Here is a 24,075-nt window from a genome sequence, read left to right as displayed (position 1 = left end):
TAAACTCTCAAACTGTGATGATCTGGCCGGTGCGGGCGGATATGTCCAGCCCATCGATGTGCTGGCCAAGCTCGGCGAGCATGGTTTCATCGCAGGAATGGGCGAGCAGATCGGGCCGCCCTGCCCGCTGCCAGAGCGCCATGGCTTCCGGCAGGGTGGGATGGGTTGGCATTCGGATCCAGTCGGCCCGACCCGACGCCTTCAGCAACGCTCCGGGGGAGCCCGCAGGCAAATGACCGCTGAGCAGGATCGGATAATCTCCTGTCTGGGCAGCGCGTATCGCATCGGCAGCAGGACCAGCCACGCCCATTCCATCATGCACAAGTAGAGGGCAATCCGGCAGCGCTTCGTCCACTTCCCAGTTGCGCGCATTTGCGAGGCGCTCCCCGAGCATTGGCGCTATGCCGGCAACCAGCGCATCCTCCGCCTCAATCTGACGGCGCAGCGGGTCGCGCATGCCGGAGTGGATCGCAAACTGCATGTCGAGCGCGGCAATCAACTCGATCGAACGTCCCGAAAGTGGGGTCGGCAACAAACACCCGCCCTGCCGGGCCGTTACCCAGTCGGCGATCTGCGCAGCACGCTCCTGCGCCGAGACCGGGTCGGCGCCATAGGATGCATCCAGTATCAGCAGATCGCAAAGCGGCATTGGATCCATACGGAAAACAGCGCTCTTCGGCACAATGTCGGCAGAGTAAACGATGCGCTTGCGCTTGGCTTCGACAGCAAACCAGACCCCACCGACAACATGACCCGAAAGCCCGGTAGACACAGTCATGTCCCCAAACTTTAGCGTTTCACCGGGTGCAAAAAGCGTGATCTTCGTATTTGCGAGCGCAAAACCTGCAAGATCCTGCGTGTCAGCATATTGATCGAGCGTCGCTTGCGCCTCGGCGAGCGTTTCAGCCGTCATGTAGAACGCACCGCGATAGCCGAGCGCAACCAGGCGCGCCATCGCGCCTATATGATCCTCATGCGCGTGGCTGATGAGAATTGCATCATAAGCGCCGATTGGCTTGATGAGTCGCGGGTAATATTCTTCGCCTTGCGCACCAACCTTTATGCCGGCGTCGAGCATGATGGTCTTACCGCCGGACGAGACGGAAACGCTGGTCCGGCCCTTTTCACCGAAACCACCCTGCAAGCCGATTTTCATTATGTCCTCGCGTTCCCGATAGGTGAGCCGCGCTCACGCCTGGGGAATGAACGCCATGCGATCCCTTATGACGATCATTTGTTTCACGTCAATGACAATTGCTCGAAAATTTCAAGCAGCCCACTCCGCGCCCCATTCCTGCACGAAGTGTCCGGCCGAAATCTGGCGCATGGTCTTGTGTGGAGCGACGTAGCCAGCAGGGCGAACCGGGCTTTTCAGCTCGGACACCTGGAGCTCTGGCCGCGACAGGCGACGAGCGGGATCCGGCACCGGAACAGCGGAAAGCAACCGCTTCGTATAAGGGTGCTGAGGATTGCCGAAAATATCGGCACGATTGCCGATCTCTACGATTTCCCCCAGATACATGACCGCAACGCGATGGCTGACACGCTCGACAACGGCCATGTCATGGCTGATGAAAAGGAAGGCAAGACCTAGTTCCTTTTGCAGATCGAGCATCAGATTGATGACCTGCGCCTTGATCGAGACGTCAAGCGCCGACACCGCCTCGTCGGCGACAATGAGCTTGGGTCGCAACGAAAGCGCGCGTGCAATCGCGATGCGCTGGCGCTGGCCGCCAGAGAACTCATGCGGGAACCGCTCGGCGGCTGACGGATCGAGCCCGACCTGGTGCAGCAACTCCGAAACCCGCTCACGAGCGGCTTTTCCAGACATAATGCCATGCGCGATCATCGGCTCCGCAATAGCATCACCCACCTTCATGCTTGGATTGAGCGATGCAAACGGGTCCTGGAAGATGAGCTGCATGCTCCTCCTATGCGGACGAAACCCATTATCGTCCAGCTTCAGAATATTTTCCCCGTTGAGGCGGATTTCGCCGCCTGTCGGATCGGACAGGCGCATGATGGCGCGGCCTGTGGTGGACTTTCCGCAGCCGGATTCGCCTACCAGTGCCAGCGTTTCGCCCGGCCGGATGTCGAAGGAAACATTCTCGACAGCATGTACGCGGCCCGATACCCTGCGGAAGATACCGGTATGGATATCAAAATATTTGCGCAGATTGACGACTTCGAGAACCGCCTTCTGTGCCGGATCGGGCTGAGCAGCGGCCGCTTCATCCGGTTTTGCAATGGGCAGGCCCGTCGTACGGTCGATCTCCTCGAACTTCTTGGGGATCGGTTCTCCGCTCATCGAACCAAGCTTCGGCACCGCGGAAAGCAACGCACGCGTATAAGGATGCTCGGGTTTGCCGAACACTTCTTCCGTCAACCCCTGCTCCACGATGCGTCCATGCAGCATAACGATTGTTTCATCGGCGATTTCAGCCACAACGCCCATATCATGCGTGATGAAGAGCACGGACATGCCTTCCTCGCGCTGCAATTCACGGATCAGATCGAGAATTTGCGCCTGAATCGTCACGTCGAGCGCAGTAGTCGGCTCGTCGGCAATCAGGAGCTTCGGCTTGCAGGCTAACGCCATCGCGATCATGACGCGCTGGCGCATGCCACCGGAAAGTCGATGCGGATAGTCCTTTACACGCGAAGCGGCAGAAGGAATGCGCACGCGCTCCATCAGCCTCACGGCCTCGGCTTCGGCTTGCGCGCGCGTCATGCCGCGATGAGTCATCAGCACTTCGGCCAGTTGGAAACCGATGGTCAGGCTCGGGTTGAGCGAGGTCATCGGCTCTTGAAAGATCATGGCGATCTCATTGCCGCGAAGGGCGCGCATCCCGGCCTCGGGAAGCTGGTTCAGCACTTTGCCGTCGAAACGGATCTCGCCCTCGATCCTGCTTGCGCCCGCCTGCAGGAGCCGCATAAGGGCCAGAGAGGTAACGCTCTTGCCCGAACCGGACTCGCCAACGATGGCGACTGTCTTGCCAGCTTCGATATTGAACGAAATGTCATGCACGACCGGGCTCCAGCCGCTGTCGCCCTTGAAGGAAACGCGCAGATCTTTGACGGAGAGAAGCGAAGTGCTCATGGCCGGAACCTTATCGTGCCTGGAAGTCATTCGAAGAAGCTGAAGATGAAGCGGACGCAGATCAGCAGAAGGAAGATGCCAAACGCGACTTCGAGCTTACGCTTCGACAGCGCATGCGCGAGCTTCACGCCAAGCGGTGCAGCGAGGATGCTGGTCGGGATGAAGAGCACCATGCCAATGAGCGACACATAGCCAATCGCCATCGGAAACTGCAGCGCGGCAACATCGGGATATTGGGCAGCGCGTGGCCAGCCAGCATACATATAACCCAGCATGCCGGGCACGGAGATGAGGATGCCGAGACCAGACGATGTTGCAACAGCCTGATGGATCGGGCGATTGTAAAACGTCATGAAGAGGCTAGACAGCTGCCCGCCACCAATCCCCATCAGCGAGGAAAGAATACCAATGACCACGCCAACCACGCGGATCGCCATCTTGCCCGGAAGAGTTTCGCCGAAACGCCAATTGTCCTTGCCCGAAAGCAGACGGATCGCCGAGACCGCAGCCACGAGGACGAAGATGGTCTTGAACACTTCCGGCGAGGCATAGCGGGCGATGATGCTGCCAGCCAGAACGCCTAGCACAACCGGCACCGCCCAGATCTTCAACAAACTCGTATCTACCGCTCCACGGGCCAGGTGGGCACGGTAGGATCGGACCGAAGTCGGTATGATCACCGCAAGCGAGGTACCCACGCAAAGCGGCATCCGTACATCGTCCGGCACGCCAAGATAACCGAAGAGCTCATAGAGAATAGGCACGATAACCGCACCACCGCCAACGCCGAAAAGGCCGGCAAGAAGACCGGTGATGCCACCGGCAACCAAGAGACCCAGCCCAAGCCAGATCATTTCCTGTAATTCGATACCCATTCTCTAATACTTTCTATCGTTGAAGCGCGGGTTAACGGCCGACGGCATAAGCCTGCATCAGACGCGGCGTGGCAGCGGCACGCAATATGCCGTCGTCCGAACGTTCCGCCGCGGTAAGGCGACCGACCGTCCATTCGTCCACCACCTCGACATCATGACCACGTCTTTTCAGCTCACTTACGACGCCGTCGCCAATGCTCTTCTCTATGACCAGACGACCCGGGATTGCCTCACGCGGATAGAAGGAGGACGGGAAGTGCATGGTGTGGAAGAGCGGCAGGTCGATGCTTTCCTGCAAATTCAGGCCATGATGGACCCGGCGCAGGAACATGAGAAGCTGCCATTGATCCTGCTGATCGCCGCCGGGCGTGCCGAAGACCATACGCGGCTTGCCTTCGAAATGCGCAAGCGAGGGGGTAAGCGTGGTGCGCGGACGCTTGCGGGGGCTAAGACTTGCCGGCAGGCCTTCCTCCAGCCAGAACATCTGGGCACGGGAGTTAAGCGCAAAGCCCAGTTCCGGAATGATCGGCGAAGATTGCAACCACCCGCCCGATGGCGTTGCCGAAACCATATTGCCCCAACGGTCGATGACGTCGACATGCACGGTGTCGCCGCGCTTTTCCGTCCGCAGGTGCGCCATGGTCGGTTCGCCAGCGCCGGGACCTTCGACCTTGGTATCGCCAGCGTAACGGAACTGCTTGATGGCCAATTCGCGCTGTACCTCGTAGCCCGGGACAAGCCCCGGAGTGAGGGTAGTCGAAGCGGTCGAGGAAATCAGCTTGCGCCGTTCGGCAGCATAGGCATCCGACAGAAGATGTTCCATCGGCACGGTGACGAAGTCGGGATCGCCGTAATAGACCTCTCGATCCGCGAAGGCGAGCTTCATGGCTTCGATGGTGGTATGCACGAAATCGGGCCCGCTCGTTTCCATCGACGCAAGGTCAATGTCCTTCAAGAGCGAAAGTGTCTGCAGGAAGGCCGGCCCCTGCCCCCACGGACCGATCTTCGAAACGGTCCAGCCATGATAATCATAGGTAAGCGGCGTTTCATAAGTCGCACTCCAGCGTGCCATATCGTCGGCGGTGAGCAGGCCTTTATGGCGCTCACCGCTCGTGTCCATGGCCTCGGTCTCACGGCAAAACCGGTCAATGGCCTCTGCCACGAAACCGCGGTAAAAGCCGTCCCTTGCCTTGTCGATCATAGCCTCGCGATTGCCACCGGAAGCCTCGGCATCATCCACGAGGCGCTGATAGGTATTGGCGAGGGCTTCGTTGATGAAAAGCTCCTTGGCCTTCGGCAAATTCCCGCCCTTGGCCCAAAGATCATAGGAGGTCGGCCACTCTTTCTTGAAGAATTCGGCCTGATCCTTGATCGTGTTTGCCACACGCGGCAGCATGGGATGGCCGGTGCGCGCATAATAGATCGCCGGTTCCATCACCTCGCGAAGCGACAGCGTGCCGTGATCGCGCAGCATCAGCATCCACGCATCGAAGGCACCCGGAACGACGGTTGCCAGCAACCCTGAACCCGGCACCAGATCGAGGCCTTCAGCCTTATAGCGCTCGATTGTCGCTGCATCCGGCGTGACGCCCTGACCGCAGACGACCTCCGTCTTGCCTGTTTTCACCGAGTGGAAGATGATCGGCACTTCGCCTGATGGGCCGACCAGGTGCGGCTCTACGATTTGCAGGACAAATCCCGCAGCAACAGCTGCATCAAACGCGTTGCCACCTCTTTCGAGCATCGCCATGCCCACGGAAGACGCCAACCAATGGGTCGAAGTGACGACGCCAAAGGTGCCGAGGATTTCAGGACGCGTGGTGAACATGTTCGGATTTTTCCTTCGTGCTGAATTAATGTTCGCGCGGATCGATGGCGTCGCGCAGGCCGTCGCCCAGCAGGTTGAAGCCCAGGACAACGAGGAAGATTGCTGCACCCGGCCAAATCGACATCCAGGGAGCTTGCGACATGTAGTTTTTGGCGCTGTTGAGCATCGATCCCCAGGATGGGTTCGGCGGTTGCTGGCCGAGGCCAAGAAAGGAGAGGCTCGCTTCAGCTATGATGGCGGCCGCGATGGTCAGCGTCGCCTGCACAATGATAGGTGCCAGAGCGTTGGGCAGAATGTAGCGCAGGATGATCCGCGGGTGACGCAATCCAATCACTTTAGCCCCCTCCACATATTCCTCGGACTTGACCGAAAGCACCTGACCGCGCGCGAGGCGCGCAAAAATCGGCGCGGCCGAGAGACCGATGGCAATCATTGCATTGGTGAGGCTCGGTCCGAGGAACGCTGCGAGAGCAATGGCAAAGATCAGGAACGGGATGGCCAGCATTGCATCAATGACGCGCGAAATCACGCTGTCTATCCAACCGCCGAAGTAACCGGCGACGACGCCGAACGGCACCCCGACCAGAACGGCGATCATCACGGAAACACCCCCCGCAAGAAGCGAAGTGCGTGCGCCATAGGCCATGCGCGCGAAAAGGTCGCGACCAAGCTCGTCAGTGCCAAGCCAGTATTCGAATGACGGCGGCTTGCGCAAGGCGGTGAAGCTCGTCTTGAATGGATCTGCGCCCGCAAGAAGCGGCGCGAAAATCGCGAGCAGAACAAAGAAGGCAACGAGACAAGCGCCAAAGACAGCGGCGCGGTTCTTGACGAATTTGCGCAATGCGCGGCTGCCCGGCCGCTTGGGCGCGGCAGCGATTGGAGCGGCGTGGCTCATGATGCATCTCTCAGGCGCGGATTAACGAGAATGTAGAGAATGTCGGCCAGCAGGTTCAGCAGAATGAAACCGACGGCGGTGCAAAGTACGACACCCTGCACCACGGCATAGTCGCGCGTGAAGACGGCATCGACGATCAGCTTGCCGAATCCCGGAATTGTGAAAATCTGCTCGGTGAGTACGGCACCCGCCAGCAATTCACCGAAAAGCAGCGTCGACAATGTAATGATCGGCACAAGGGCGTTACGCAGCGCATGTCGCAGGATGACGGTCTTTTCGTTGAGGCCCTTGGCGCGCGCCGTCCGCACATAATCCGAACGCAGCACACCCAGCATCGCCGAGCGCGTGTGGCGCATCAGAACGCCTGCAAGACCCGTACCGAGGACGACGGCCGGCATGATCATGGTGCGGATGTTCTGCCAGGGATCTTCGAGCGGGGAGACATAGCCCGACGAGGGAAGCAACTGCCAATAGACCGACACAACCATGATGAGCAGAATGCCTAGCCAGAAGTTTGGAATGGAGAGGCCGGAAAGAGCCGCGACGTTGATCGAGTAATCGGTAATCGTTCCCTTTCGGACGGCGGAAATAACGCCCGCAGGAACGCCGATAGCCAGAGCCACGACCATCGCGAAGGCAGCAAGCTGGATCGTGACCGGAAGCTTTTGCAGGATCAGTTCGCCGACCGGCACGCCCGTGCGCACCGACTCGCCGAAATCACCCGACAGGACTTGCTTGATCCATGCAAAATACTGAACGGGAAGCGGATCGTTGAAACGATATTTTTCTTGCAGATAAGCAATGGTCTGGGGATCGCGATCCTCGCCCGCCATAGCGAGAATCGGATCGCCCGGCAGCAATTTCTGCATACCGAAGACGAGGATCGAAACGATCAGAAGGGTCGGCAGCACAACCACGCAGCGCCGGGCGATCAAGGTCAACATGGGCTAATCCAGTCCCCATTTCTTCTTTATTTTGCGGCGATGAAGGACCCACCTCCCCATCAACAGGAAGGGCAGAGCTTTTTCATGAGCAACAGTGCTTTCCGTCGCCATACTGCCACGGAAAGCACATTGTGATTACTGCTTGAGCGATACGCCCTTGAGGCGGATCATCCCATCGGGATAGGCTGTGAAACCTTCAAGCTTGGCGGTCGCCGCAAATGGCCACGGCTGGTAGTAGAGGTAAACGATCGGCAGTTCGTCCTGGAGGATTTCCTGCGCCTGATCGTAGACCTTCTTGCGCTCGGCCGGATCGGACATGGAGCGGGCCTTGTTGAGAAGCTCGTCCACTTCCTTATTGCAATAGGCAGCATCGTTCAGATTACCCTCGCAGGTGACGTGCTGATGAATATTGCCATCCGGGTCGGCACGACCTGACCAGCCGCTCTGGGCTACCTCGAAGTTCTTTTCCTTCAGCGCGCTTTGCAATGCCGCAAATTCCGTTGGGCGCAGCGAGATGTCGAAGCCCGCTTCGGAAGCCATCGCCTGAATCAGCTCATAGACCTGTTGCGAGGTGGAGTTGTTACCGTAGGAGATCTCAAGCTTGACGCGTTCGACACCGGCTTCGGCGAGCAGAGCCTTTGCCTTCTCAATATCGCGCGTCGATGTTTCGAACTTCTTGTCATAGGCAAAGCTTGCCGGCGGGAAGGGCTGATATGCCGGGGTAAACAGGCCCTGACCGACAACTTCGTTGATCGCGTTGCGGTCGATCGACAATTCGAAAGCCTTGCGCACGCGCTTATCGTGGCCGATCGGGAAGCTCTTCTCATCGCCCTTCGTCATGTTGAAGGTGAGCGACTGAAAGCCCGTACCGGTGACAGGATAGAAAGCGAGATTACTGTCGCCCTTCGCAGCTTCGATATCGGAAGAAGCGATACGTTCCATCAGGTCGAGCGAACCGGAGCGCAGGTTTGCGAAACGTACCGTCGTGTCCTGGATCGGCAGGAAGGTCAGCTTGTCGAAATTGTAACTGTCTGCATCCCAGTGATCCGAGAATTTCTCAAGAACGAGACGATCATTCTGGACACGACTGACGAATTTATAGGGACCGGAGCAGACCGGGTTCTGTCCGAAGTCACCATCCGTGAAGGCTTTCGGCGACAAGATCATGCCAGCGCGATCTGACAACTGCGACAGCAACGAGGCATCCGGGCTCGTCAGCTTAATATCAAGAGTCATATCATCGATGACCTCGACCGCGTCGATGGAAGCAACTTCGCTCTTGCGCAGCGAGTCAGGCAGGGTCTTGGCGCGCTCGAGATTGGCCTTCACATCGGCCGCCGTGATCGGGGCGCCGTCATGGAATTTCGCGTTCTCGCGCAGTTTGATGTGCAACGTCTTGGCATCGTCCGACCAGCTCCATTCCTGGGCGAGCTGCGGTTGGATTTCAAGCTTCTCGTTAATATCGAACAGCTTGTCACACATGGAGGTGAAGACGATGCGGCCTACAAACGTGCGGGCGCGATGCGGATCGAGCACGTCCGGATCATCCTGCAAGCCAATGCGCAGATCGGCGGCGAAGGACGGTGCAGCAACAGCGCAGATCAGCGCAGTGCTGGCAACGAGTTTGGAAAGCATTCTCATAACATCCCCTTTATCTCTGATTATGTTCGGAGCGGTTTTCGGCACCTTTGGCGTTCGGTGCCATCTGTTTCGACGGTTCGCCGAGTTCGACCAGAACGGCGTCGCGCAAACTGGTCAGATGCCTGCGCATGGCGGCTTCGGCGTCAGCAGGATGGAAGCGGCGGATCGCGTTCAGCACAGCTTCATGCTGCTCCACGGAAAGAGCAGTGCGGCCGCGGGAGCGCATACGGCTGCGGAAATCCTGCCAGGGGCCATTGTGGCGGATGCCGTCGATGAGATCCATGATAGCGATGAAAAGCTGATTGCCCGATGCCGCGGCAATCTTGGCATGGAAGGCGGCATCCCATTGCTCCCATTCCGGTGTATCGACAGATTGGGCCGCCTTCTCCGCAAGCTTTTCAAGCTGCTGAATGAGCTTGGGCGTGGCGCGCGCCGCAGCCATGCGGGCCAGTGCCGGTTCTATCTCGATGCGGACATCCATGACTTCGATGGGATTGGTATGTTCAGAAAGTTTGCGTGCATTGGAGCCGTTCAACGCCGCGGGACGACCGGCAAAGGTGCCCCTTCCCTGCTTGCGCCAAACCGCGCCCTCTTCTTCCAGAACTTCGAGGGCTGTGCGAATGGCACGACGCCCCACTCCGAATGCATCCGCAAGCTGCCGCTCCGGTGGAAGTCGAGTCGAGGTCAAACCGGATGTTTCGGTGAGCATCGATCGCAACCGCTTCAAAGCATGTTCAGACTGACTGTCGAGCACGACGCAATTCCCCCAAACCAATACTGATTGGTTCGAACCCATTCTTATGGCTTGGTTACCAGATGGACGGAACGCTCGTCTTCTCCGGCGCTAACGGTCACATTATGGCTGCGACTTCGTCTTTCGTGGTCTTTAATGTCTACGCAACTGCAATTCAAGCACCAATATACCCCACAGCGCAAACCTTTTTAACAATGGTTCGAACAATGGTATCATCGATGATACGCGGGCATCTGGGCTCCGAGCGCCAGGTCTCAACCTTGCTTACACCGACGTAAGCCTTCGTGAGTTGCTCCTGGGTCAGGAGCGCTTTATGACGCCGACAAACTGATGAAGAGATACCAATGAGTGAAAAGCATCGGACAACGGAGGCTCCTGCCTCGGAGAAGCAGTCTTCCATCAATCTCTATGACCCGTGGGAACGGCATTTCGTATCGCAGAACAAGAAGGACGCCTTCTACCGTTCGCTCGAAAATCGCCCGGCGAGCAGCTCTACCGTGTCGCGATAAGCGCCGTGGTTTTTCATGTATCGGCCCACACGTCCATCACATTTTCGTCATAATCGCGGGGATTCAACTTTAGGATTGGTGCAATTCCATCCTTTCCCAGCGTAAAGAAGTTGCCTGTCCCATTACATTTGATTCATCAAGGCAACAAATGACAATCTCAACAACCGAGACTGCGCCGCCCTCCCCGGCGCATCGACGCAAGGCTCTCGTCGCCAGTCTTATCGGCAGTTCCATCGAGTGGTTCGACTATTTCCTTTACGGAACTGCCGCGGCGCTCGTCTTCAACAAGCTGTTCTTCCCGGCTGCCGATCCGGCGATCGCCCTCCTCCTCTCCTACCTTTCGTTTTCTCTAACCTTCTTCATTCGCCCATTTGGCGGCATCATTTTTGCGCATGTGGGGGACCGGATTGGTCGCAAGAAGACACTTGTGATCACGCTCTCCCTGATGGGCGCCGCAACTGTTGGTATCGGCCTTCTGCCGACTTACGAGATGATTGGCATCTGGGCGCCGATCCTGCTGATCGCGTTGCGCGTTGTGCAGGGTCTCGGCATTGGCGGCGAATGGGGTGGTGCATTGCTCCTCGCCTATGAATACGCGCCAAAGAACCGAAAGGGCTTTTTTGGCTCCGTGCCGCAGACCGGCGTGACGATAGGCATGTTGCTGGCCACGCTTTCGATCACCACGATCCTTCTTCTTCTGCCGGAAGAAAGCTTCCTCTCCTGGGGGTGGCGCATTCCCTTCCTGCTGAGCGCGAGCCTCGTCTTCCTTGGCTTGTGGATTCGCGCCGGCATTGACGAAACGCCCGATTTCAAGAAAGCAAAGGCCGAAGGTCAAGTTTCGCGAATGCCCCTCGTCGAGACGCTTTCGACGCAGTGGCGTGAAGTGTTGATTGCTGCTGGCCTCAAGGTGGTGGAGACAGCACCGTTCTACATCTTTTCGACCTTCATCGTCAGCTATGCGGTCTCCACCATTGGCTACGCACGTGAAAACGTCCTGACCGCAGTCATGATCGGAGCAGGCCTTTCGACGCTGATGATCCCCTTGATGGGCCTCTTGTCCGATTATGTTGGTCGCAAGACCGTCTACTCGGTAGGTTGTGTGGCGCTTGGTCTGTTCGTGTTCCCCTATTTCTGGATGGTCAATACGAACAGCGTCCTCTACCTGACGCTCGCCACTATCATCATCTTCGGCATCATCTGGTCGCCGATCACCGCCGTTCTCGGTACGCTTTCCTCGGAAATCTTCCCGGCCCGCGTGCGCTATACCGGCGTAACGCTCGGTTATCAGATCGGCGCGGCCATTGCAGGCGGTACGGCGCCACTGATCGCCACCTGGCTTCTGACGACGTTCGATGACTGGACACCGATCGCGATCTACATTCTCGTGCTGATCGTGATTTCGCTGATCGCCGCTTACGCGATCCGAAACCGCCCTGTCCATATTGGCAGCTGATCTCACCCGCCAGTACGAAGAAAGGCCGGGCTTGCTTTGCCCGGCCTTTTCTCCATGCCACCCACGAATATTAGCTACTTCTTAACTCCGTCTCACGATTGGCAAGTCCACGAGGGATCCAACTGACGATCCGGAGGTTTTCTCTTGGTTCTGATTTCGGGGAAGACCATGGACGGAGAATTTCGCATGCTGCTATTCGGTATGCTTCTCGTGGGGATCGTTGGCACGGGGTTGTTCAGCATCGTGACTGCCTTGCCGTTTTAAGCGGCAAGACTTGCGCAGTTCGACCACTGCGACCGGGCGGGCAGCCACAGTGGTAATATTCCCGCAGGCAGACAACACGCTGCCGGACCAATGACACCTTAACTCAGGTAGCGTTCGACCAAACGCGCCCACATGGCTGCGCCCGTCGTCAGGCTGGCATCGGCAAAATCATATTTCGAGCTGTGCAGTATCGCGGAATTCACACCGTTACCCAAACGCAGGAAACTGCCGGGCTTATGCTCCAGATAATAGGCAAAATCCTCGCTCCCCGGAATGAGATGGCAGGTGGAGACCTTATCTTTGCCAACCAGCTCTTCCGCCACCGCACGCGCAAATACCGTTTCGGCATCCGAGTTCACAACGACGGGATAGCCGTGCTCATAGTCCAACTCGACCGTGGCGCCGAACCCTTCCACCACCGCATGCGTGAGCTTGGTAATGCGCTCTTCCAGAAGTTTGCGAATGCCGGGATCGAAACAGCGGATACTGGCGGTCAGTTTGGCATATCCAGGAATGACATTGGATGCTTCGCCGGCATGAATGGTGCCGACAGTCACGACTGCGGTCTGGGTGGGATCGACGTTGCGCGATACGACCGTCTGCAAGGCGACGACGAGATTGCAGGCGACCACGACAGGATCGATCGTCAGATGGGGGCGCGAAGCGTGGCCACCCTTGCCCTTGATTGTGATCGTCGCGGTATCGGCGGATGCCATCATCGGCCCTGAACGCAGCAGGAGTGTGCCTTCCGGCGCACCCGGATGATTGTGAAGACCGAAGATCGCATCGATAGGAAAGCGATCGAACAACCCGTCGGCAATCATCTTCTGTGCGCCCGAAGGCTTTCCAGCCTCTTCTGCAGGTTGGAAGATCAGTGTCACCGTGCCATCGAAGCGGCGTGTCCTAGCGAGATGTTGCGCAGCTCCGAGAAGAACGGTCGTATGCCCGTCATGACCGCAAGCATGCATCTTGCCCGGTACCGTGCTGGCATAGTCAACGCCGGTTTCTTCGAGGATGGGTAGCGCGTCCATGTCGGCACGAATGCCGATACTGCGCTTGCTCGTCCCAGCGCTCAGGCGCGCGACGACGCCATGACCGCCGACATTGCGCGTAACCTCGTATCCCCAGCCTTCCAGCCTTTCAGCAACGAAGCGCGCCGTTTCCGCCTCCTCAAAGGAGAGTTCCGGATGAGCGTGCAGGTGGTGGCGAATTTCCTTCAGTTCCGTTTCGATTTCATCGAAATCGGAAAGGCGGGCGTAAGCATTATCGAGAGAAGACATTAAAACTGTTCCAACGATGAAGAAGGCCGCCACGTAGACAAACGGGCGGCCTGATTATTACAAGAAGCGCGACAGGAAGGATTGCGTCCGCGGATGCTGCGGATTGCCAATGACTTCATCCGGCGTTCCCATTTCCACGATATGACCGCCGTCCATGAAAACCACCCGGTCGGCAGCCTCCCGGGCGAAGCCGATCTCGTGGGTGACAACGATCATCGTCAGCCCCTGCTCCGCAAGATCGCGCATGGTCGCGAGCACTTCACCGACCAGTTCCGGATCAAGGGCCGAGGTCGGCTCATCGAAAAGCATGAGCTTCGGTTTGATGGCCAATGCACGCGCAATCGCCACGCGCTGCTGCTGACCACCCGAGAGTTGACGTGGATAGCTGTCGGCTTTTTCTTCAAGCCCAACACGCTTCAGCAATTCCCGGGCGTAAGCCTTGGCGCTGGCCTTACTCTCACCATGAACACCGACCGGTGCCTCGATGATATTCTCCAGCGCAGTCATATGCGGATAGAGATTGAACTGCTGGAAAACCATGCCAATCTTGCGACGCTGAACGGCGATCGCGTTGCTCGACAGCTTCTCCAGGCGGTTATTGCGCAAACGGTACCCGATCTGATCGCCATCCACCATGATGGAGCCGCGATTGATCGCCTCCAGATGGTTGATGCAGCGCAGGAAGGTCGACTTTCCCGAGCCGGATGGTCCCAGAACGACGACCACCTCCCCCGGGAAGACATCTAAGTCGATGCCCTTCAGAACGTCGAGCGTTTCGAAAGACTTATGCACGTTACGGGCGGAAACGAGCGGTTGCTTGTTGACGGCGTTCAATGCGCTGCCTCCTGCTGCGCTACCACCGGCTTTGCCTGAGGGGTGACCGTACGACGGTCACCACGTGCATAGTAGCGTTCGATATATCCCTGGCCGACATTTAGGATCGAGGTGATCAGCAAATACCAGATGACCGCGACCATGAGCATCGGCACGATCTCAAAGGTGCGATTGTAGATCGACTGAACCGAGTAAAGCAGATCAGCCATAGCGATGACGCTGACGAGCGACGTCGCCTTGATCATGCTGATAAGCTGATTGCCCGTCGGCGGGACGATCGACTTCATCGCCTGCGGAATGATAATGCGCCACAGAGCGCGTATCCGCGTCATGCCGAAAGCTTCAGCCGTTTCCGACTGGCCGCGCTCAACCGAAAGCAAGCCACCGCGAATGATCTCGGCCATGTAGGCCGCTTCGTTCAAAGCGAGACCGACAATTGCTGCGGTCATCGGGGTGATGACCGAGTTCGTATCCCAGCTTGCAAGGGTCGGGCCGAAGGGGATCGTGATGGAGAGTTGCGGAAACAGCGTGGACAGATTGTACCAGAAAATGAGCTGCACCAGAAGCGGTGTACCGCGGAAGAACCAGATAAAGAGCCCTGCGAGCGAACGGGCCAGAGCATCGTCCGAAAGACGCGCAATGGCGAGCAACAGGCCGAGCACAACGCCGATGAACATGGCGATGACAGTCAAGCCAAGGCTGACATAAAGGCCGCTCATCACGGTCGGGTTGAAGAAATACTCCGCAACGATCGGCCAACCGAAATTCTCGTTATTTGCTATGATCCAGGCGAAGTTGCCCGCAATCAGAACCGTCACCAGCCAGAGCGTGCCGCGTCCGACCGGAAATGCCTTGTGCGCATTCGCGACATCGCGCAACGCGGCGTCGCCAGAGGGCGACGCGGCGTCGCCAGAGGGCGACGCATTTTGGGTTTGTGCGGCAGTCATTGTTACTTCGTCCCGGCGAGGTTGATGCCAGGCTCCTTGATCATGTTGTTTTCAAGGCCCCACTTTTTCATAATCGCCTCATAGGTGCCATTGGCAATCAGTTCCTTGATACCGTCACGCAGGATCGGGCCAAGCTCCGAACCCTTGGGGACGACAGCGCCCTGGAACAGATCGTCAAAACCGTTCTTTTCACCGACGCCGGTCAATTCGAGCTGGCCATTCGACTGCGAGACGAAATAAGTGAGCGGCGCCTGCGACGAGAAGAAGGCGTCGGCGCGACGCGAGCGAACGGCGAGGATCGAGCTCGGCTGGTCGGTGTAGGACTGGACTTCGAGCTTTTCCTTGCCGTCAGACGCGCATTTTTCCGCCTGCGCCTGAATAACGCGTTCCGCGGAGCCACCGGCCATGACAGCGATGCGGGTGCCACAGGCCGTATCGAGTGACACAATACCCTTAGGATTGCCCTTCTGAACCGCGAAAACCACGAATTCCTGAACCCAATCAACGAAATCGTTGGATTCCTGACGACTCTTGAAATCGCCAATGGGGCCGAATGCGAATTGATAGCGGCCGGAATTGACACCGGACAGCAGCGCCGGAAGACCACCGACTGTCGCGTGTTCGATCTTGACGCCGAGCAGCTGGCCCAGTGCGTTCGTCAGATCCGCGCTTGCACCCGTCATTTTCGTACCTTCGACAATTTCATAAGGCGGGAATGAGCCATTATTGACGGAGATCATCGATCCGGCGGTACGGATGTTTTCCGGCAGTTTAGCACGAAGCTCCTCATTCACCTTGATTTCCGGCAGCACATCCTGTGCGAGAGCCGGAGCAGCGAATGCGAAAGCCGCGAGGGCAGCTGATAGATTCAACTTGAAAGACATTGCGGTATTCCCCTTTTTGAATTCTGGAAGAGTTCGTTTCTTACGCCGCATGACGCGGGAAAAGCTCGGCCAGCGAAATAACGCGGTCGGCGATTTTCTGTTCGAAGAGTTCGACAGCAAAGTCGTGGATCATCTTCTCGTTTTTCGCGAAGCCATTATGGCTCCAGTCAGCGGGAAGGTCGGCTGCACAACGGCGTAGCTCATCGATCATCCATGGCGTCGTATCGGCGTATTTCTCGCGTTTCTCGAGCCACATGCGCTGCGATGCGTCGAGCAACTCGCTCAACTCGTCCATGATCCACGGGTGCTCGTCAGCGACAGAAGCCTTTATCCCTACGAGATGCATGCCCGGCACATAGCCGACCTCGTTAAAATAGGCGACTTCCGCTGCGCGGAAATCATCCAGGACCTGACGCAACGGCGACGCCTCGTCGAAGAAACCCTTCGGCATGAAGGGCGTGAAAACCGCATCCAGCCAACCCTCCTCCAGAAGCTCGACCATGGGACGCTCACCCGGAACAGCCTCGATGCGACCAGGACGACCAAAGCCATCGAGCCGATCCACAACAGGATGCGCCTGCGTCAAACGGCCAGCATACCACATCGCATCCTCGACACCTACGCCTTCGCGACGAATGGCAGCTCGCGTCCAGATATTACCGGAATCGCGCCAACCGGTGACTCCGATCTTCTTTCCGGCGAGATCGGCAAAATTGCGTATCGAACTGGACTTGGAAGTGATGATGCAGCGATGACGAAATCCACGCATGATGAAATTCGGAATACCGACAACCCGCTCATCTCCTGCGAGACGCGCTTTTGCGTAGCGGCTAAACGAGATCTCCGCGGCGTCATGTTCCGCCGAGCTGCCAAGATCCTCAACCAGCGTGCCGACGCGATCCAGCTTGATGGCGAGGCGCGGTGAGGAAACGTCTCCGAGCGCGAGAGGGGTCATATAGTCCCAGTCGCGGAGGGCCAGGCGAAGTGTGACTGTCATGCGAAATGTGTCCTGAATTACCTTGCTTTCGGAAAATTATTTGTTCAATTCTGAAAATACAAACATTATTACGTTATTGAACATTAATGGATAATTCTATGAGCGGCGACATCGATGCTAAATGGCTGGCAGAAAAGATCGGCGAGCGTACGATACGCGGCATAGCACTGGAGACCAGCGCGCTAATACGTGCGGGGGTGCTCCCCGTGGGAATGCGGCTTCCCCCCTTGCGCGATCTGGCCTTCGAGATGGGGATCAGTCCGGCCACCCTGTCGGAAGCGTGGAGCGAACTGCGCAAGCAGAAAGTCATCACCGGAAAGGGTCGACAAGGCACGAGGGTGAGCGAAAATCGCTTCATTTCCAAACCTGAGCGCTTTGCCGATAATGGCAATTACCGCGCTGACGTCATCGATCTGCGCATGGCGGTACCCGATGTGCGACTATTGCCGGAACTGGACGGAGCCTTTGCCTTTGCCACGCAGCTAAAGGATCTCAACACATATGAGCGCAGCAGGATAACCGATGAGTTGCGCGGCGCGGTTTCCAAGCGTTGGCCTTACGAAGCAAAGGCGCTTCTGGCGACGAATGGCGGCTATAACGCGTTCTACACTGTCATTCGTGCGGTCGTGCCGCATAATTCCGTGGTCGCCATCGAAAACCCGACGGCGATGCGCCTCCTCGACATCCTCGAAGATTACGGCGTGCGGATTATTCCGGTGAGTTGCGACGAGCAAGGTCCGCGTCCGGACTCGCTGCGACAGGCGATGACACACAAGCCGGCGGCGTTCATCTTCCAACCGCGGCTGCATGCGGTGACGGGCTTGACCATGACATCGGATCGACTTGCGCAGATCGGCGATGTACTCGAGGGAAGCAACACGCTGATTATTGAGGATGACGGGGTTGCCGATCTGTCAGCAGCCCCTCCGCAATCCCTCGGATCGCGTTTCCCCGAGCAGACCATCCATATCGTCTCCTACTCGAAAACGCTGGGGCCGGACCTGCGCCTTGCCGTTCTTTCATCTACCGACGAGATAATCGAACAGATCCAGTCATATCGATCATTCAGTTCGGGATGGACGAGCCGTCTGCTACAAGGGGCAACGGCGTGGTTGCTAAACCATCCGGAAACGCAAGCGAACATTATCAGGGCGCGATCGATCTATCAGGCACGTCGCGACGGTCTTGCAGATGCCCTGCGCAAACGCGGCATCGTCTTGCGGCCGGGAAACGGCCTTTGCCACTGGATTCCGGTTGCATCCGAACAGTTTGCCATCGTCACCCTTGCCGCGCGCAACATCGCGGTCAATCCCGGCAGCAAATATTCGCTGGAGCCGGTCAATCACATCCGTGTTTCAACCTCGACGCTGGATCCCTCCCTGCACGAGGACGTGGCCGAAGCGATTTCCCTCGCCTCGGCTTGAGAAATCGGGGCCGGTTTAAGGATGACCTGCAAACAGTCGTGAACTAGAACCTTTCCGCAGCGCGTGGTCCACGTTCATACGTGTCTTCCCGATGACGGCCGCAGCTCTCCCCCGTCTGGAGACGAAGAGGATCCATCATAGCTTAAGGGCGATACTTCCGTCACCGTTCTTCGCATGCGCAGCTCTTTTCGTCGTATATCGCCCAGGGTCGCGAAGAAAAACAATACCATTACGCCGATATTCCTGTCGCCGAGGAGCAAGCCGTGCATTGCTCCGTAGAGAAGCAATAGTGCCAGAAAGATAAAGCTGTTTATTCTGATGTTGGGGGTCCCGTCGCGAAAGAGGCGCGCGAAAACGACTATGAAGAATATTAGCTGGAAAACGAGACCTATAGTGCCCCGGATGCGCAATTCATCTAAAAGAAAGAAATGAACATGAATGAAATTCTTATAATGTCCTAATTGCTGGACCGGAATTCCATCCAATATCTGCCGCATGCTCTGGACCGCCCCCATCCCGCTCACAGGATGTTCGGCGACCACGTCAAGAGCACCTTTCCAAAGGGCGACGCGTATCTCCAATCCGGTAGGAGGGGTGTCCAGCACTGTACCCTCCGCGAGACTGTCTATTTCCTGAATAGTATAGTTCAAACGCTGATCGATCATGTCAGACGTGTAGAAGCCGGTTCCCGCGATGACAGCGATCGCAATAAGGGATAACGCGGCTTTTGGTTTCGTCCAGCCAGACCTTTGAACGGAGAATTCTTTACAGGCTATATAGAGATCAACTAAGGCGACGATCACGAAGAGAGGGAGAACACTACGCGTTCCCGTCATTATCACAGGGAACATGGCCAGATAGAACCAAAGCACGCTGTTTGGCAGAAAACGAGGTGCGTCTCTTACCTCGAACCGAGCCAATATTGCCAATGCCGCGATAACAAAAGCGGCGTTAGCCGCATTGCCACCAAAGCCAATACGCGCAGAGTTGATCCAGTACTCATAGAGTACCCAGACAATGGAGAAAAGCAGTCCCAGGCGCGCGCCCAGCGCAATCTGTCGCAATGGATCACGAACAAGGACGGTACCTGGCCAAAGCAGGATCGCCCCTAGAAAGTAAAGCGGATAGGCGATCCACCGGGCGTTTGCTTCTACTTCGCCATGAACGAATCCAAGTGTAACAACGGTGATCCCATAAGCCACTGCCGCAAAGGCATAACGCCGATCAATCAACCGGCACGCACGGTGACGGACGATGATCAGATAAAGTCCTATTCCGCAAAAAATGCCCAGGATGATCTTATCAGGAACAAGCTTAACGCCAAAACAAGCTACGGCAATCGTCAGGAGGATCGGATCGAGTCCCCGGCGGAAAAGCATGAATTTCTTGAGCATGTACCGTGGATTATCCGCTGCTGATATAACGAAAGTTTTTTACCCTATACCGCTAGCATCTCAAAACGATCAGGATAAGGCCATTGCAGATATTGATACACACTACACGGCAGGAACATGGTGGGGAATGAATGGATCGGTAGAAGCGCGGTGTTCGGGATGGTATTCCGGCACCAGATGGCTGAGCAATTCCAAGCTGCGTAGGTGATCCAGTTTCGCAACTGCCGCCTCGAGTTCTTGCAGCGAGCGATCCATCAGATTGTGATCGAACAATCGCGGAGAAGCAATGAAGAAGCCCTCCTCTGTCATGCCATCCCGTAACTCGTCGGGATCAAAAAGCTCTTCATAAAGCTTCTCGCCCGCTCGAAGGCCCGTAAATGTGATATCGATATCCTTATAAGGACGAAAGCCCGCGAGTTGGATCAGACGCTCGGCAAGATCAACTATACGGACGGGCTCCCCCATGTCCAACACGACGATCTTGCCACGGGTGAGCTCCCCTATCATTCCATGCGACGATGCATGAAGAACAAGACGAACAGCCTCCGGAATGGTCATAAAATAACGTGTGATCTGCGGATGCGTGACGGTAACAGGCCCTCCGCGTGCAATCTGCTCCGAAAATCGCGGAACGACTGAGCCAGCGGAACCCAGGACATTGCCGAAGCGCACCGTCTTGAAACGAGTTGTCTGGGACATGATATCGAGCGATTGGCAGTATGCCTCGGCTGCTCGCTTCGTGGCGCCCATAACATTAGTAGGATTGACGGCCTTGTCCGTCGAGATCATCACGAAATTCTTTACGCCGTGCCGCAATGCTGCGTCGGCGACGATGCGTGTTCCAAGCACATTCGTTTTGATTGCCTCCAGGGCGTTTTCCTCGAGCAGCGGAACATGCTTCAACGCAGCTGCGTGAAAGACGAGGTCAGGCTTACAAAGGGCGAAAACCTCATTCAAAACCGCCTTGTCACGTACGTCAGCCACGCGGCTGATCAGCTCGACCGCCGGAAACTCTGTCTTGATTTGCTTGTCCAGCGAGTAGACGTTGAACTCCGAGATGTCGACGGAAACAATGGATTTGGGACAAAACGAAGCGACCTGACGGGTCAACTCCGACCCTATAGAACCGCCAGCTCCCGTTATGAGAACGGTTTGCCCGGAAATCAGCTTGGCGACATTTCCCACGTCCCATTTCGTTTCGGGACGTCCCAAAAGGTCGGTGATCTCGATCGGCCGCGGTTCAAGCAGACTGTCGGATGATACATTCGATGTGAGATTAAGATCCGGAATCCGTTTGACCTTCAGATTGTTCGCACCTGCATGATCGATGATTGCAACAAGATCTTTCTTGCTTAACTGACTCTCTGCAATCAGAAGCTCCGTAACATGAATCCCGCGGGTCTTAAGGCGGTTCACGATATTTTCGAGGTCGCGCGATTGCCCGAGAATCTTGAGCCCCTGCACAGATCCCAACAGATTAATCGGGGTGTCGTCGACGACGCCGACGATGTTCAGATTGTTCTTTTGTGAACGTCGCAGATTTCGAACGAAAGCTTCGGCCTCGTCGTTGAAGCCGAAAAGCAGCGCATTACGCGCACCAGGAACAGGAGAAGGGCTGGTAAAGAATTGCGCGAACCCGCCCTCCGTAAAGAGGCGATAGGTCAGCCGCACGCCTGCCATACCGGCAATCATGAAGAGCCCGGTCAGAATGGGGACACTCCGGGGGAGATAGCTTCCTCGCACCAGCAAAAAGGCGAAAATCACGTAAAGTATGTTGGATATGATGACGAGTTTTATGATGGATATGATCTCGGGTATCGAAACATACCGCCATGTCGCTCGATGTAGGGAAAACATCAGCATCAGGCAGAAAACCAACATGGAAAAAGCGGCTATACGCCACGGAAACTCTGGCACATAGGCCACCAATGTCCCCATGGCCATATAATACGCCAAGGTCATGGATGCCGCGGCGATTATTAGATCCAGAATGACGCCACCCACGCGTAAAGTGAGATGCGCCGTCAGACTCATATGTCTCATGCAATTCTACCTGAAATCGACCTTGCGCACGCGTTCGCCCGGCACTTGGGTGGTTTGCTGGAACAGATAGCTTTCGTCAACTCTACCCTATCACCCGGAGACTGCTCTCATGCGCCAAAAAACTCAATAGGATAACGCCAGATGGCGGGACCCACGCGTGTTCGTTGCAGCAGTACTGGCGCGCCGCATTGTAATGACGATCTACAGCGCCTATTGCTACTAAAATGAGGATGATCCTCTTATACGGCTTCAAAAATAACTTCCAACTGTAAGAATATTTAATATTCAGCCCACAGGGATGACCGATACCGAAATGAAATACGAAAGCCGAGGGACCTACGAAATTGCCGGGAAACGCATACTCGACCTTTGTCTTGCTTTCCTTCTGGCAATCCCGGCCCTCCTTATATGCCTCATATGCGCCGTTGCCATTCGGTATGAGAGAAATGGCTCTGTCCTGTTCAAACAGATACGTATCGGCAGAGGACAGGAAAAGTTTACGTTGTTCAAGCTTCGCACCATGGCCGTTGAAACTGAACACCGTCCGAGCCATGAGATTTCGAGCGCGAAAGTCACCCGCGTCGGCCGTTTCTTGCGTAAAACAAAGCTGGATGAACTTCCCCAGATCATAAATGTCATCAAAGGAGATATGAGTTTCGTGGGCCCACGTCCATGTCTCCCGAGCCAGACAGAACTCATAATGCAAAGGGAAAAAGAAGGGGCCTATCGCGTGCGCCCCGGCATTACCGGCCGTGGCCAAGTTCAAGGCATAGACATGTCTTCTCCGTCCGAGCTTGCTCGTATTGATGGCGACTACGCGAGCACGATGAGCTTGGGCGGCGATTTGCGCCTGATGGCCTTGACGCTGATCGGTCGAGGTGGCGGAGATGCCGTTGGTGGCAACTGATCTGCGCGGGTAAAGGCTCTGTTGCCTCAGCCGGTCCTCCGGCCCTCATGATGGCCGTCGCCCTCTCGTAAGAAGCAAAGGCTGTCCGGCATACGTTCTATCGGTTCCCAGCCAAAGGCGTTTGTGAGTGCGCTTTGTTCGGATATAGCGAGTTCATCAATCGCACTGCTGACAAGCTCACTCTGTCCGCTAAGGCGGCCGGCAAGCCGCAGCAACGCTAAAGGAAGCGGAACCAGAAGAGCTGGCCTTCCCATGACCTGGCCAAGCATTTCAACAAGGTCAGAGGTAGATATGGGTTGCCCATCCGACACTTCCCAAACAGGACCAGCCTTAGGCCACTGCTCCGACGGCACACACGCGATTCTTTTGATGAGCGAGCAAAGATTGACAAGAGAAATGTAATGACGTGGCGCCGTCGCGCGGCCAAGCGGAATGGGCATGCGCTTCCTGATCAGGGAGGCCAGCGCAGAAAGACTGCTCTGCATGCCTGGACCATAAACCGCGGGCGGGCGCAGAATTGCCAACTCTCTATCTCGCAGTTTTTCTAGAAATATCCTGTCCGCCTCCAACTTCTCAAGCCCATAGCGGCGTGCGTTCGGCAGACCATTCTCTGCAACGCTGGCAGCAACCGTACTAATGACAATCGCTCGTGGGATGTCCGCGGCAAGGATGAAATTCGAGACGTTAGCGGCAATACGCGCCGTTGCGGATTCATTGACAGCAATATTATCGGGGCCCGTCTTCAGGACGGCAGCGAGGTTGATGAACAGATCGAATTTAAACTTGGTGTCCACCTCGGGCACATCTACGGACAAGTCCCCGGTTCGTATCCAGTTCACGCAAGGATATGCGGGCGGCAGATCTTGGCGATAAAAGGCGGATACGCTGTGTCCCGATGCAAGGAGCTTGCCTATGAGGGTCCTGCCTATGAAACCGGAAGCGCCACTGAGGAGAAAGCTTTTCATTTTCGGCTGATCCGTCATTCGTACTGCCCCTTAGCCAGTTCGCACATTGCCAGATCAAATCTACATAGAATACCTGCCTGTTTGGTTTACTTGACGATTTCTGTGCCTCTGCTACACGATTTGCGTCATGTCCGGCA

At 56.6% G+C, this 24,075-nt stretch carries 20 protein-coding genes; 4 read left to right on the top strand and 16 right to left on the bottom strand.

All coding sequences use genetic code 11. The features are described 5' to 3' along the window. Positions 1-7: 7 nt before the first annotated feature. The 8 genes from IE151_RS08130 to IE151_RS08095 form a co-directional block, all read right to left on the bottom strand. Positions 8-1,156 (bottom strand): MBL fold metallo-hydrolase, encoded by a 1,149-nt coding sequence (locus IE151_RS08130; protein WP_189489514.1) that lies wholly within the window; start codon positions 1,154-1,156, stop codon positions 8-10. 111 nt (positions 1,157-1,267) lie between these two features. Next, positions 1,268-3,100, bottom strand: coding sequence for an ABC transporter ATP-binding protein (locus IE151_RS08125; protein WP_189489513.1), 1,833 nt, complete (start codon positions 3,098-3,100; stop codon positions 1,268-1,270). A 26-nt stretch (positions 3,101-3,126) separates the two neighbouring features. Beyond that, positions 3,127-3,975, bottom strand: coding sequence for a sulfite exporter TauE/SafE family protein (locus IE151_RS08120; RefSeq protein ID WP_189489512.1), 849 nt, complete (start codon positions 3,973-3,975; stop codon positions 3,127-3,129). Positions 3,976-4,006: 31 nt separating this feature from the next. After that, positions 4,007-5,803: a gamma-glutamyltransferase family protein gene (locus IE151_RS08115; RefSeq protein ID WP_189489511.1), complete on the bottom strand. Its 1,797-nt coding sequence runs from the start codon at positions 5,801-5,803 to the stop codon at positions 4,007-4,009. A 25-nt stretch (positions 5,804-5,828) separates the two neighbouring features. Further along, the gene (gene nikC / locus IE151_RS08110; RefSeq protein WP_189489510.1) at positions 5,829-6,698 is read right to left on the bottom strand and encodes a nickel transporter permease; all 870 of its coding nucleotides are present in this window, start codon (positions 6,696-6,698) and stop codon (positions 5,829-5,831) included. Then, entirely contained in the window at positions 6,695-7,642 is a 948-nt protein-coding gene (locus IE151_RS08105; protein WP_189489509.1) for an ABC transporter permease, read from the bottom strand. The genes nikC and IE151_RS08105 overlap by 4 nt, the downstream gene beginning before the upstream one ends. 135 nt (positions 7,643-7,777) lie before the next feature. Next, positions 7,778-9,283 carry an ABC transporter substrate-binding protein gene (locus tag IE151_RS08100; RefSeq protein WP_189489508.1) on the bottom strand — a complete coding sequence of 502 codons (1,506 nt, stop codon included), beginning with the start codon at positions 9,281-9,283 and terminating at the stop codon, positions 7,778-7,780. A 10-nt stretch (positions 9,284-9,293) separates the two neighbouring features. Next, positions 9,294-10,079 (bottom strand): FadR/GntR family transcriptional regulator, encoded by a 786-nt coding sequence (locus IE151_RS08095; RefSeq protein WP_280517242.1) that lies wholly within the window; start codon positions 10,077-10,079, stop codon positions 9,294-9,296. 302 nt (positions 10,080-10,381) lie between these two features. Between IE151_RS08095 and IE151_RS08090 the strand changes: the two genes are divergently transcribed. Continuing rightward, entirely contained in the window at positions 10,382-10,546 is a 165-nt protein-coding gene (locus IE151_RS08090) for a hypothetical protein (RefSeq protein ID WP_189489506.1), read from the top strand. Positions 10,547-10,694: 148 nt separating this feature from the next. Next, positions 10,695-11,999: an MFS transporter gene (locus tag IE151_RS08085; protein ID WP_189489505.1), complete on the top strand. Its 1,305-nt coding sequence runs from the start codon at positions 10,695-10,697 to the stop codon at positions 11,997-11,999. 362 nt (positions 12,000-12,361) lie between these two features. Here the strand turns inward: IE151_RS08085 and IE151_RS08080 are convergent, their stop codons facing one another. From IE151_RS08080 to IE151_RS08060, 5 genes are read right to left on the bottom strand one after another with little or no spacing between them, the layout of a single operon-like run. Further along, entirely contained in the window at positions 12,362-13,543 is a 1,182-nt protein-coding gene (locus IE151_RS08080; RefSeq protein ID WP_189489504.1) for a M20 aminoacylase family protein, read from the bottom strand. Positions 13,544-13,600: 57 nt separating this feature from the next. Beyond that, entirely contained in the window at positions 13,601-14,377 is a 777-nt protein-coding gene (locus IE151_RS08075; RefSeq protein WP_189489503.1) for an amino acid ABC transporter ATP-binding protein, read from the bottom strand. Beyond that, complete coding sequence (locus IE151_RS08070; protein WP_189489502.1) at positions 14,374-15,324, bottom strand: amino acid ABC transporter permease; 951 nt, start codon at positions 15,322-15,324, stop codon at positions 14,374-14,376. Before IE151_RS08070 ends, IE151_RS08075 begins: the two co-directional genes overlap by 4 nt. A 2-nt stretch (positions 15,325-15,326) precedes the next feature. After that, entirely contained in the window at positions 15,327-16,208 is an 882-nt protein-coding gene (locus tag IE151_RS08065; protein WP_189489501.1) for an ABC transporter substrate-binding protein, read from the bottom strand. 40 nt (positions 16,209-16,248) lie between these two features. Next, entirely contained in the window at positions 16,249-17,205 is a 957-nt protein-coding gene (locus tag IE151_RS08060) for an ABC transporter substrate-binding protein (protein WP_189489500.1), read from the bottom strand. 98 nt (positions 17,206-17,303) lie between these two features. Between IE151_RS08060 and IE151_RS08055 the strand changes: the two genes are divergently transcribed. Beyond that, entirely contained in the window at positions 17,304-18,629 is a 1,326-nt protein-coding gene (locus IE151_RS08055) for an aminotransferase-like domain-containing protein (protein WP_189489499.1), read from the top strand. A gap of 74 nt (positions 18,630-18,703) precedes the next feature. On the opposite strand, the gene IE151_RS08050 is transcribed toward IE151_RS08055, so the two are convergent. Together IE151_RS08050 and IE151_RS08045 are read right to left on the bottom strand one after the other, a co-directional pair. Beyond that, positions 18,704-20,023: an O-antigen ligase family protein gene (locus IE151_RS08050; RefSeq protein WP_189489498.1), complete on the bottom strand. Its 1,320-nt coding sequence runs from the start codon at positions 20,021-20,023 to the stop codon at positions 18,704-18,706. 102 nt (positions 20,024-20,125) lie between these two features. After that, positions 20,126-22,066: a polysaccharide biosynthesis protein gene (locus IE151_RS08045; protein WP_244636662.1), complete on the bottom strand. Its 1,941-nt coding sequence runs from the start codon at positions 22,064-22,066 to the stop codon at positions 20,126-20,128. Positions 22,067-22,364: 298 nt separating this feature from the next. Here IE151_RS08045 and IE151_RS08040 point away from each other — a divergent pair, with 298 nt between their 5' ends. Continuing rightward, the gene (locus tag IE151_RS08040) at positions 22,365-22,973 is read left to right on the top strand and encodes a sugar transferase (RefSeq protein WP_308430495.1); all 609 of its coding nucleotides are present in this window, start codon (positions 22,365-22,367) and stop codon (positions 22,971-22,973) included. 26 nt (positions 22,974-22,999) lie between these two features. Here IE151_RS08040 and IE151_RS08035 read toward each other — a convergent pair whose 3' ends face one another. Further along, positions 23,000-23,938: an NAD-dependent epimerase/dehydratase family protein gene (locus IE151_RS08035; RefSeq protein ID WP_189489496.1), complete on the bottom strand. Its 939-nt coding sequence runs from the start codon at positions 23,936-23,938 to the stop codon at positions 23,000-23,002. Positions 23,939-24,075: the final 137 nt, after the last annotated feature.

This window comes from Limoniibacter endophyticus, from assembly GCF_014652835.1.
GTDB classification, from domain to species: Bacteria; Pseudomonadota; Alphaproteobacteria; order Rhizobiales; family Rhizobiaceae; genus Limoniibacter; species Limoniibacter endophyticus.
This window is presented reverse-complemented; position numbering and strand designations above follow the sequence as displayed.